Below are 10967 nucleotides of genomic sequence, written 5' to 3'. Positions count from 1 at the left end.
AACGTTAGGCGTCATGAGCAAACCAGTTGCTGACCTCGCGATCCTGCTTCGTTCCATGGAGCCGGTGCTCCATGATGGCGTCTACGCGTACTGCGTCGTCCCGCACGAGGCCAGTATCACCGGCTTGTCTCCAGTGGCTACGGTTTCTGAAGCTGAAGGGCTTACGCTTGTTCTCCCAGAAGACCAGGCAATAAATGCCGGCCTTTCCGTGCTGTTTCGCGCAGCGTGGATCACACTGACAGTGCACTCCGATCTTCAGGCGGTTGGCCTCACCGCAGCCTTCGCCAACGCTCTTGGCCAAGCTGGCATCAGCTGCAATGTTGTGGCCGGCGCGTACCATGACCACATCTTTGTTCCAGTGGAGCAAGCGCAGCAAGCCTTTGGCGCGCTGCAATCTCTGCAGCACGAAGCCCTGCAATGAGTGGAGCCAAGTTCACGATGATGCCTAACCCCGTCAAGGGGACGTCTTGCGGCAAGCAGCCCCTTACGTCGAACATTAGGCGACACAGGGTGAATACCTCGCGAATTGGGCTCGTGCCCTTGGAGCCAGACGGCGATCGGCTCGTCGTGTATCTCGAACGGAGGACATCATGGGACTCTTGACCTTCAGCATCAACGTCACCCTGGACGGCTGCGTCGACCACCAGGAAGGAATCGCCGACGACGAGACACACGCCTTCTTCACCCGCCTCATGGACGAGAGCGGAGCGATGCTGTGGGGTCGCGTCACCTACGAGATGATGGAGAGCTACTGGCCAGCGGTCGCCCGCGGCGACGCGGAGGCTCCGCCGGCGATACGCGAGTGGGCGGTCAAGCTGGAGGCCAAGCCGAAGTATGTGGTGTCCTCGACACGAAAGGACTTCCCGTGGACCAACAGCCACCACATCGCCGACGACCTGCGCACGAGCGTGCAGAAGCTCAAGGACGCGACCCCGGACGGCGTGCTCCTCGGTAGCGGCAAGCTCGCGACCGAGCTGGACCGACTGGATCTGATCGACGAGTACAAGTTGCTCGTCCACCCCAGGATCGTCGGCCACGGCCCGACTCTGTACGAGAGCGGACTGTCCAGCACGCAACGGCTCGAGTTGATCTCGGCGAAGCCGCTCCGCAACGGTGCGGTCGCAATGCACTACCGACGCGCGCACTGACTCGGAGATGGGTCATGTCGCCTAACAACGCGCTGCGGTTCAGAGTTTTTCTTCCCCTGCCTGTCTGGTAAGTTGGGTACGCTAGATTTTCAATGCGCAAAGTTCAGCATCACACTGCGCCTGCGCTGGACCAGGACACCGTCGCGGACGATGCCAAGTACGATGTGTGGTGGGCTGAACTTAGCCGTCGCTGAGGAGAGTGAATGACCAACGGAGAAAATAACGCAGCCGCCATCGCGCTATTTATGAGCGTGCTGGATATCCCTCGGATGGAGGCAACGTCATTTGCAGACGCCGGCCACACAACCTTGGAGGAACTGGCATACGCTCCGCTAGACGAATTGTTCGAGATAAGAGGTATGGAACGCGACCGAATATTGGCGGTGCGAGAGCGGGCGAAAAATTACCTGACGTCGCGAGCCAGAGAATGATCAATAGCTAGGTTGCTCTGAATGTATTCAATCTGCATTACCGGCTGGAGCCCTGGATTTCGGAAGGTGTCTCATACCTCCCTCTTGCAGAACTCTCTTGGTATGTCGCTTTCCCAGGCCAAGGCCACAACTGACCGTGTACTCGCCGGCGAACGGGTGATCCTGACTGCTTCTTCTCAGAAGGCTGCGGAAATGTTGTTGAAGCTGCTCATTGAACTGGGCGTGCACGCGGAACTCACTGACGTCTAGCATCCCACAACTAACTTTAGGTCAGGCGTCATAAGCGCGCCTCTACCTGATGTAAGTAGCAATCAAGCCGCTGCGTTGATACACTGTCGGCTTTCTACAGGTACCGCTCAACCGCACTGCTCGTGTCACTCGGTACAAGTGACAAACGGGCAAGTTCGGCAGAGGTGCCCAATGAAATCAAGCCTGTTGGCCTGGCTGCTCATCGCAGTCAGCGTCATCGCAGAAGTCGTCGGAACAGTTGCGCTCAAGCACTCGGATGGCTTTTCCAAACTCTTCCCTTCTGGAGCGGCAGCGGCGTGTTACGCGCTTGCCATTTGGCTCATGGCAGTTGCCATGCGGCAACTCGAGATGGGCATTACTTATGCAGTCTGGGCCGCAAGCGGCACTGCAGCAACCGCCCTTGTCGGCATCGCGTTCTACGGGGAGCAGATGGGTTACGTCAAGGCGCTAGGTCTTGTTTGCGTAGTTGCGGGCGTCGTGATGCTCAATCTTGGTGGTCAGCGATGACTATTAGCCCTTGGTACGGACGCCCACAAGCGCAAGAAGCTGACGGATAGATAGGCTTCCTGGGAAGCGCCTGCAGTCGTATATCAGGCATCTATGGCGGGCTCTGCCGTGGGACGCGTGTCCGGTTTATCCCCAAGCTGCAAGCCAACCTCGCAATGCACCCGTGGAATCCAAGGCACTAATGCGGTGCAGTGTGAGGTGGGGCTGACGGAGGCGCAGATCGGTACGCTGAGGGAGCGCGGTGTTGTGGGGCGAGTGGGGTGAGTGGGGGGGGGCTATGTTATTGATAGCATTTGGTGGCCGCAAAATAAGGGCTAGAGGCACATTTGAATCATTAAAGTCGGCCTCGACCTAGAATCGTGCGGTGTTTGGTGTGCGGTTGAATAACATGACAGGGAGCACCGATGCGTAAAAGCACTTGGTACAACGGGGACTTGACGACAAATCAACGGGTCGAGTTGTATAGCAACGGCCGGGCCATATCGCAGGCTGTACGTCGTGCATTGAGTTAGATGCCATGCTTGGACTTGCATACCTCTTTCTCTCCGTTGTTACCTGTGGTCTTTACTTCGCATGGCTTGCGCTGCTTGTTTGGATCTTCCGGAGGACACCGAGAACACTGCTTATACGTACGCCGATGATGCTAGTCGGCGTGGTTCTCGCGCTGCTCCCAATCTCCAGCGCGCTCGTACACCCGCTCATGGAAACCGCCTGTAACGCTAACGGACGTGTCGTGCAACTGTCGAGTGCACCGTTCAGCGCCGGAGCTGTTGTCATAAGCGGGCGTCACTACAGTGCTTCGTCGGTCGTCGACTTGCTTGCTACCCGGCAGATCGGATCCGTCCACGTAATGCCAACCGCAGAGTATGGGGATGCGCGGCGGATAGCCACAACCGCGGAGATTCACGACGGTCGAGCATTCAGTCTCCGCGCATCGAGGCCGGATGATCCGGCATGTGCACCGTACTACGAAATGCTTGCTCGATCCGGCGCCTCGCCGGCAGGTTACGACGGTGTATGTGCAGCATTCGGATACGAACCGCCGCCCAAGGCATATTTCAAAGTATCGGAGTTACATCGCCGCGAACGGTCCTGGCGGACCGCTTTTCATGAAATTGAGTGGGAAGGAGTGCAGTTGGAGCAAGTTTCGGAAGGCAACTCTCAGCCTCTGCTAGAAGTCCGCGAATTTAAGCACCCTGGATTCCCTTTTCCACTGCTGCTTGGGGTTACGCCAATCGGCAACTTTGCATGTCGAGCAGACAAAAACGCTCAGTCTGCGGTTGCGTCCGTGATGCCTGCAAATACGGTGCCCCACAAACCGGTGTCTTACTCAAAGACCCAGCTAGCCAAACAACTCAAGTTGCTTGATGAGCATTTCTGGGGATTTCGTTTTCCTACCGAGGTTCACAGGTACGAAATCTCGGTGTTCGATCACGAACACCATGCTAAAGGCGGCAATGCTCTAGATATCCAAATTGATGTTCAGCATCATGAACTACCTGTTCTCTTAAGCCTGTCAAACAACGCGAGGGCGAACTGGACGGTGACCGGCGATACAGGGGGTCAGAGAGTTCTTGTTGCGACGGGGGGAGTGTCGCCCGAACTTCAGCACGTAGTTGGTGTACCTGAGTCTCAGGTGTGGAGCCGTCATACTGACCTTCCTTCAACACCTCCACTCCACAAGTTCTACCTTTCGAGAGCGTTCACAACCACGAGGAATAGCATTGAGGCCGGTCGAAATTGCCAGGTTACACACGTAGCCAAAGGCATCACTACGAGGATCAGCGTACAGGGCTGCCCCATGGTGGTGAAATGATCACATTACTTCCGCATTTCGAGTCTGTGTGTATGTGATCCCCCGCAAGGGCAAAAACTGATCGGTCATTTGGGCTAGGGGAAGCGGCCGGAAGTGCTATCCGGATCTGGTGGCGTGGACTAACGGCTATCCCAGCGACTGCCCAAGTATCAATCAGCTCAACGACTCAATCAAGTCCACATACTGTTGCATCGCATCTTCCTGCGAAGTGCCCTTCAGGCTGTTCCAGGCGTCCCACTTGGCGCGGGCGACCATGTCGCCGAAGCCGGGCTTTTTGTCGGTGTTGTCGCCTGTGCTGCCCTGCTTGTACAGTGCGTAAATTTTCAGCAGCGTGGCGTTGTCGGGGCGCTCGCTGAGGTTTTTGGAATCGGCCATTGCCTTGTCGAAAGCTGCTTTGATGTCTGCCATGGGGTTGCTCCGTTGTGGTTGAAAGTCAGGGTGAATTCGGGTAACTGCCCGGTATCTTAGCCACAGCCTTGCCTGCAAAATAGGGATTTGCCCCCATCCAGAGACTTTAGCCTCCCCGCTTTGCACTGTGTGTCATGCGCTGCCCTAGAGGGACAGGCTAATTTTTTATGGACGGCCCAGCGGAAAATTGATCCGTTTATCTTGTGTATTTGGGAGTTTTCATGGTCACACGCGTTTCGGCCCAGGCAGCGGGCAAAAAGGTCGCAAAGAACGTTCAGAAAAACGTCACCCGCGCCGTCTCCGGCACGCTGGGGCTTTCGGGCGAGCGCATGAGCAAGGTCGACACCGCCTGGCTGCGCATGGACACGCCCTCGAACCTGATGATGATTGTGGGCGTGTGGTCCCTGCAACCCGGTGTAAGTCATGCCGCCGTTTGTGAGCGCATTGAAAACAGCCTGCTCAAGTACGCCCGCTTTCGCCAGCGCGTGGTGGAAGACGCCGCCGGCGCCACCTGGGTGGAAGACCGCTACTTCGACCTGAAAAACCACGTGGTGGCCGACAAGCTGCCCAAATCCGCCAAAGGCCGGGAGCAGGAAGCGCTGCAGGACCGCGTGGCAGAGCTCGCCATGCAGCCACTGGACCGCAAGCGCCCGCTCTGGCAAATTCACCTGGTTGAGGACTACACCGGCCCCGACGGCGTCAAGGGCAGCGCCATGATTGTGCGCATTCACCACTGCATTGCCGACGGCATTGCGTTGATTTCAGTGACCATGTCGCTGGTTGACGGCGGTGCGCCGCCGCCCGAACGCAAGAAGAAGGAAGCCAGCAGCGGTGGTGCCGAAGACTGGATTGCCGAGACCCTGCTCAAGCCCTTCACCGACCTGACCGTCAAGGCGCTGGGCGCGGCAGGCGATGGCGCTGCCAGATCATTCAGTCTGCTGAGTGATCCACAAAAAGGCATGGCCGGCTCGCTGGACATGGCCAAGGTGATGTTGCAGGTGCTCAAAGACGGTGCCGCGCTGGCGCTGATGCCCGACGATTCAAAAACCCGGCTCAAGGGCAAGCCGGGCACCACCAAAAAAGTGGCCTGGTGCCAGCCGATTCCGCTGGACGAAGTCAAGGCAGTTGGCAAGGCCCTGAACTGCTCAATCAATGACGTGCTGCTCAGCTGCGTGGCCGGCGCCATTGGCGAATACCTCAAGTCGCACGGCGACGACGTGAAGGGTCAGGAGATCCGCGCCATGGTGCCGGTGAACCTGCGGCCCATGGAGCAGGCCTACAAGCTGGGCAACCGTTTTGGCCTGGTGCCGCTGGTGCTGCCCATCGGCGTCGATAACCCGGTCGAGCGCGTGTACGAAGTGCGGCGCCGCATGGCCGCCCTCAAGGGCAGCTACCAGCCGCTGCTGGCCTTCAGCCTGCTGGCAGTCGCCGGGCTGCTGATCAAGCCGGCGCAGGACGCCATGCTCAACCTCTTCTCGAAGAAGACCACGGCGGTGATGACCAACGTGCCGGGGCCGCGCGAAAAACTCAAGTTCTGCGGCGCCACGCTGGAGCAAAGCATGTTCTGGGTGCCGCAGTCTGGTGACGTGGGGCTGGGCGTGTCTATCCTGAGTTATGGCGGCGGCGTGCAGTTTGGCGTGATTACGGACAGCACGCTGTGTCCGGAACCGCAGCGGATCATCGACGAGTTTGTGCCGGAGTTTGCGAAGTTGTCGATGGTGACGATGATGTTGCCTTGGGGTGAGTGACGCTGGTTTTATATGCGTTTTATGCCTGTAGCCCTTTGGATTCGGGCGCAAGTAGCTCCTGAATTAATAGCAAGTATTATTTGACTCGAAGCGATCTTTGACTCAACGGCCGGCGGTTCGCCTGCAAGCCGGGGGTTGCCCGGCGGCAACTCACTTTTCTTTTGCGTCGCCAAAAGAAAAGTAAGCAAAAGAAAAGGCGCCCCTACTGTCTGCGTCCCCTTCGCTTCGCTACGGGGCAACCTGCGGTGCTCGGTCCAGCCGGGGTCGGGCTCGAACTCGCTGCGCTCAGACAATCGCCCGTCCTTATCCGTCTGGACCTCCGCTCCTCGGCGCATACAGAAGGGTGGGGGACGAAAGCGGGTTCGGATTCGGGATCGGGATCGGGATCCGGTGAGGGCGCGCTTTGCGCGTCCTCACCTCCCCGCATCCGTGTTTGTTCCCCCGCCCGTCGGGCTGGGCCGAGGAGCGCAGGCAAAAGCGGATCAGGGCTCGCGATTGTCTGAGGCGCAGCCGAGTTCGAGCGAGACCCCGCTTTTGTCGAGCACCGCAGGTTGCCCGTAGCGAAGCGAAGGGACCCAGACCATCGGGTCGCCTTTCTTTTGGGTACTTTTCTTTGGCGAAGCAAAGACAAAGTGCCTCGCCCGCCGGGGCGAGACCCGGCTTGTTGGAAGCCCCCCATCAGCGCAAGCTTGCACAGGCTTCGACAGGCTCAGCCCGAACGGTGTTGGCGTGGCGCCTGCATGGATCCCGGATCAAGTCCGGGATGACAGGTCCAGGAGAGGCCTGACTCGGCCCAACCGGCCTCGAGGATCAGACTTCCACCGGAAACCGCCGAGAAGCAATCTCCAGCAACCCATCAAAAATCAAGCCTTCCACAAGCTCAACCTCAATAGACATGCTGGGAACCATCTTCCAGCCAGCCCCACCGGTCATGATGCATTCCGGCACTTCGCCGCAATGGCGCGCCGTGTTGTCGACCATGCGTTGCACCGCACCAGCAATGGCAAAGGTGCCGCCGCTGGTCAGTGCATCGCTGGTATTGGTGGGAAAGTCTTTGACTTCGCCAGTGGGTACATGCAGGCCGGCCGTGCCGGACTCGAGTGCGCGCAGCATGATGCCGTGGCCGGGAAGGATGATGCCGCCGAGGAATTTTCCGGAGGCGTCGATCGCCTCAACCGTGACGGCCGTGCCAACCATCACCACAACACAGGGTTTCTTGATGCCTCGCGCAAGCAAACGGTGCCGCGCGCCTATCATGGCGACCCAGCGGTCGGCGCCCAGGCGCGCGGGGTGGTCGTAGCCATTGGTCACGCCAGCTTCGTGGGCGCTGGGCACCACCCAGCGCGGCACCACGTCCCAGAACTCCATCTGTTCTTCCACCCGGCGTTTGACGGCGTCGCCAGCCACAATGCACCCCACAATCAGCGAGGGCACAGGCAGATCGCACCATTCTTTGTCAGCCAGCTTGTCGATGTTTTCCAGAAACACCGCGCCATGAGCCAACAAAGGAGAACCGGCCACCGGGGCTGCGTATTGGGCCCACTTCAGCCGGGTATTGCCCACATCGAGTGCTAAAAAAGTCATGCCACCCGATTATGAACAGCTTCTGGCACCCGGGAAGCCGACGGGTCTAGAGGTTTTCCCCCGGACGGCGTCAGGCCGCTGGTGCGCTCAGCGCGGCGGTGTGACGGGCCGTTTGAAATCCACGCCGGCCGGCCGCGCCGCCTCGTAGGCGCGGGATGCCCGAAGCACCAGCACATCGCCAAACATGGGGCCTACAAACTGCAAGCCTATCGGCAGGCCCCCTGCCGTCAAGCCGCAAGGCACGGTGCTGGCCGGCTGCTGGGTCAGGTTGAAGGGGTAGGAAAACGGTGTCCAGCCCAGCATGGCAGCCGGGTTCATGGGGGTATGGCCGGCGGGCCGGGCCTCGAAGGCCGGCACGGCCACGCTGGGCGTAACCAGCAAGTCAAAGCGCTGCATGAACTGGCGCATGTGCGAGCCGAGGGCGCCGCGCTGCAGGTGAAGACGCTGGATATCGAGCAGGCTGAGCTTTTCGCCGAGCAGGGCTTCGGCGCGGAAATCGGGGTCTGTCTGCGTCTGCTGGGCAGGCGTCAATGTGTTCCACACTGTCCAGGCGCCGGCAAACCACAGGCCGGTGGTGATTTCCAATGGGTCGTCGAAGCCGGGGTCAACCTGCTCGACATGCGCGCCAAGGTCGGCCAGCAGCGCCACGGCGCGGGCCACAGACTGCGCAACTTCGGGATTAACGTTGCGCGCATAACCCAGGGCCGGCGACCATGCAATGCGCAAGCCACGGACGCCGTCTTCCAGGCTTGCCAGATAGTCGCTGCCGTCCGGTGGCAGCGAGGTCCAGTCTCTGGCGTCCGGTTTTTTGAGCACGTTCATCATCAACGCAGCATCGCGCACGCAACGGCTGTGCGGCCCCAGATGCGCGACCGAACCAAACGGCGACAGCGGATAGGCCGGTACGCGGCCAAAGCTAGGCTTGAGGCCGAAGTTGCCACAAAACGCCGCCGGAATGCGCACCGAGCCGGCGCCGTCGGTGCCCACAGCCAGCGGCCCCATGCCGGAAGCCACCGCTGCAGCGGCGCCGCCGGAAGAGCCGCCCGGAGTTTTGCTGATGTCCCATGGGTTGCGCGTGATGCCAGCGCGAGGGGAATTGGTTTCTCCTTTGCAACCAAATTCAGGCGTGTTTGTTTTGCCGAGAATCACCGCGCCCGCTTCGCGCAGCCGCGCGGTCGCTGGTGCGTCCACCTCCCAGGGCTGATTCGCATCCACCGTGTGGCTGCCGCGCAGGGTCGGCATGCCTCGGGTCAGGATCAGGTCCTTGATCGAGACGGGCACGCCGTCAAGCTCACCGCAGGGCCCGCCTCCCTGGCGAAACTTTTGCCACCGCGCCTCGCTGTCTCTGGCGCTTTGCAGCGCGGACTCGTGCGCTACCAGGCAGATGGCGTTGAGCGTGGGATTGAGCATGTCGATGCGCGCCAGTACGGCGCGGGTTGCGTCGACCGGGGAAGCTTGGCCACTTCGGTACAGCTGCAGCAACTCGGTTGCGGTGCAATCGGCCAGATCAGGCAAGGTCGCGGAAGTGGTCATCAGCTACTCCAGTCGTTGCTTCGCCCGCGTTACCGCGCCTTCAAGGGCGGCGCCGGGTCGATTCGGGCAGGTTTTTCCACGGCAGGTCGGCCGGGTCCGCGGCCATTGGCCCCGCGGCTTTCGCAATCAGGATGTCGGTCGCCGCATTTTCTACCAGCGGCGTGAAATCAGCGCGGAAGTGATTGGAGCTTTTGACCACGATGATTTTCATCGCCTCGGGCATGATGCCGACCATGCGGAACAGCTCACGGTCCAGCATCTGTTTCTTGCCACTGGCCACAGCCACCAGCACACCGTCGATCTCAAGGCAGGCGCAAGGACCCAGATGCACGGTGAGGCCGGTCATCATCGCGCCCTTGAGTGTGACCTTGCCATCGTGGACCGCGCGCACCTTGAATGCGCCAGACAGCGGTGGGTCGCTCAGCTGCCCGGTGAAAGTGGCTACGGCCCTACCCACAGTCGTGGAAATCGTCGCGCCGACTCCTACCGCCACGGCCATTGCAGCGGCCTCTGGGTCAAACATCAAGCCCAGCGCAACCTGGCCAGGAAAACGCCGCCCTGCGCCCTGCTGCAACAGCGCATGCAGCAGGCCGGTGGTGTTGCTGTCACCGCCGGCGCCGGGGTTGTCTTGCGTATCGGCCAGCACCACCGGCTTGCCCCTTCGCGCAGCCAGCGCCATGGCATGGGCCACGGCGTCGCCAGCGTTCAGCGTGGTCAGCCGCCACTGTGCCGGCTCGGCTGCGCGGTCACCAAAGCGCTGCACCGCTTGCTCCGCACGCTCGCCATAGGCCCAGACCATAGGTGCGCACTCTGCAAAATCTGCCGCCGGAAAAGCCATGCAAAAACTCAGCACCGAGCCGAAGTCGCTGTCCAGTGCCAACAGTGCCTCGTAAAGGCTTTTGGCCGGCTCCATCCAGGTGCTTTGGGTGTTGAGGGGAATCAGGAAAGGCAGGCGCCGAAAATGCAGCTCTTCGCGCCGCCCGAGCTTGAGCCGGCGCGCCAGCAGCTGGGCAGCGAGTTCACCGGTGGCCGCCATGTCAACATGGGGGTAGCTGCGGTAAGAAACCAGGGCATCGGCCTCCTGCAACATGCGGTGCGTGACATTGGCATGCAGGTCAAGACTGGCCACGATGGGCAGGTCGGCGCCCACCACCCGGCGTATGCGTGCAAGCAGTTCGCCTTCGGTATCGGCCACATGCTCGGCCACGGCCGCACCGTGCAAATCCAGATACACCGCGTCGAACCCGCCCTTCTGCACGTCAGTGAGGATGGACGCGCTGATGCGTTCAAACGCGTCTTCGGTCACGTAGGACGAAGGAATGGCGCCGCACCAGCTGCTAGGCACAAGTTGCCAGCCTTTGACGCGCGCCGCTTCGATGAAACCACCGATGGGAATGTTGATGCCGGCGAGCTTGTCCAGCATGGCCTGGCCATGGATGAAGGCGGGAAAGGAGTCGCCACGGTTGAATGCCGCCCAGTCGGCCTTGGTGGGGGCAAAGGTGTTGGTTTCGTGCTGGTAGCCAGCGACGAGAACTCTCAGGCT

General features: G+C 60.5%; 10 protein-coding genes. 6 read left to right on the top strand and 4 right to left on the bottom strand.

Annotated elements, in window-relative coordinates; genetic code table 11:
* Nucleotides 1-13: 13 nt before the first annotated feature.
* The 5 genes from B0B52_RS05760 to B0B52_RS05745 all read left to right on the top strand — a co-directional run bounded on the left by B0B52_RS05760 (nucleotide 14) and on the right by B0B52_RS05745 (nucleotide 2335).
* Nucleotides 14-421 carry an ACT domain-containing protein gene (locus B0B52_RS05760; RefSeq protein ID WP_077592664.1) on the top strand — a complete coding sequence of 136 codons (408 nt, stop codon included), beginning with the start codon at nucleotides 14-16 and terminating at the stop codon, nucleotides 419-421.
* Nucleotides 422-590: 169 nt separating this feature from the next.
* Entirely contained in the window at nucleotides 591-1148 is a 558-nt protein-coding gene (locus B0B52_RS05755; RefSeq protein ID WP_077592663.1) for a dihydrofolate reductase family protein, read from the top strand.
* A 203-nt stretch (nucleotides 1149-1351) separates the two neighbouring features.
* A complete protein-coding gene (locus tag B0B52_RS05750; RefSeq protein ID WP_077592662.1) occupies nucleotides 1352-1579 on the top strand; it encodes a hypothetical protein in 228 nt (75 codons plus the stop codon).
* Between the two features lie 102 nt (nucleotides 1580-1681).
* Nucleotides 1682-1828 carry a hypothetical protein gene (locus B0B52_RS22430; RefSeq protein ID WP_168173477.1) on the top strand — a complete coding sequence of 49 codons (147 nt, stop codon included), beginning with the start codon at nucleotides 1682-1684 and terminating at the stop codon, nucleotides 1826-1828.
* Nucleotides 1829-1999: 171 nt separating this feature from the next.
* Nucleotides 2000-2335, top strand: coding sequence for a multidrug efflux SMR transporter (locus tag B0B52_RS05745; protein WP_217349778.1), 336 nt, complete (start codon nucleotides 2000-2002; stop codon nucleotides 2333-2335).
* Between the two features lie 1969 nt (nucleotides 2336-4304).
* Here B0B52_RS05745 and B0B52_RS05735 read toward each other — a convergent pair.
* Nucleotides 4305-4559 carry an acyl-CoA-binding protein gene (locus B0B52_RS05735; RefSeq protein ID WP_077592659.1) on the bottom strand — a complete coding sequence of 85 codons (255 nt, stop codon included), beginning with the start codon at nucleotides 4557-4559 and terminating at the stop codon, nucleotides 4305-4307.
* A 221-nt stretch (nucleotides 4560-4780) separates the two neighbouring features.
* Between B0B52_RS05735 and B0B52_RS05730 the strand changes: the two genes are divergently transcribed.
* On the top strand, nucleotides 4781-6307 hold the full coding sequence (locus tag B0B52_RS05730) for a wax ester/triacylglycerol synthase family O-acyltransferase (RefSeq protein ID WP_077592836.1): 1527 nt from the start codon (nucleotides 4781-4783) through the stop codon (nucleotides 6305-6307).
* 810 nt (nucleotides 6308-7117) lie between these two features.
* On the opposite strand, the gene B0B52_RS05720 is transcribed toward B0B52_RS05730, so the two are convergent.
* The 3 genes from B0B52_RS05720 to B0B52_RS05710 form a co-directional block, all read right to left on the bottom strand.
* Nucleotides 7118-7891: a type III pantothenate kinase gene (locus B0B52_RS05720; protein WP_077592658.1), complete on the bottom strand. Its 774-nt coding sequence runs from the start codon at nucleotides 7889-7891 to the stop codon at nucleotides 7118-7120.
* A gap of 87 nt (nucleotides 7892-7978) precedes the next feature.
* A complete protein-coding gene (locus B0B52_RS05715) occupies nucleotides 7979-9424 on the bottom strand; it encodes an amidase (protein ID WP_077592657.1) in 1446 nt (481 codons plus the stop codon).
* A 40-nt stretch (nucleotides 9425-9464) separates the two neighbouring features.
* A complete protein-coding gene (locus B0B52_RS05710) occupies nucleotides 9465-10964 on the bottom strand; it encodes a M81 family metallopeptidase (RefSeq protein WP_077592835.1) in 1500 nt (499 codons plus the stop codon).
* Nucleotides 10965-10967: the final 3 nt, after the last annotated feature.

Origin of the sequence: Polaromonas sp. A23, from assembly GCF_002001015.1 — a bacterium.
In the GTDB taxonomy this organism is placed as follows: Bacteria; Pseudomonadota; Gammaproteobacteria; order Burkholderiales; family Burkholderiaceae_C; genus Polaromonas.
Note: the sequence above shows the minus strand (reverse complement) of the source record. Positions and strands in the feature narration are given on the sequence as shown.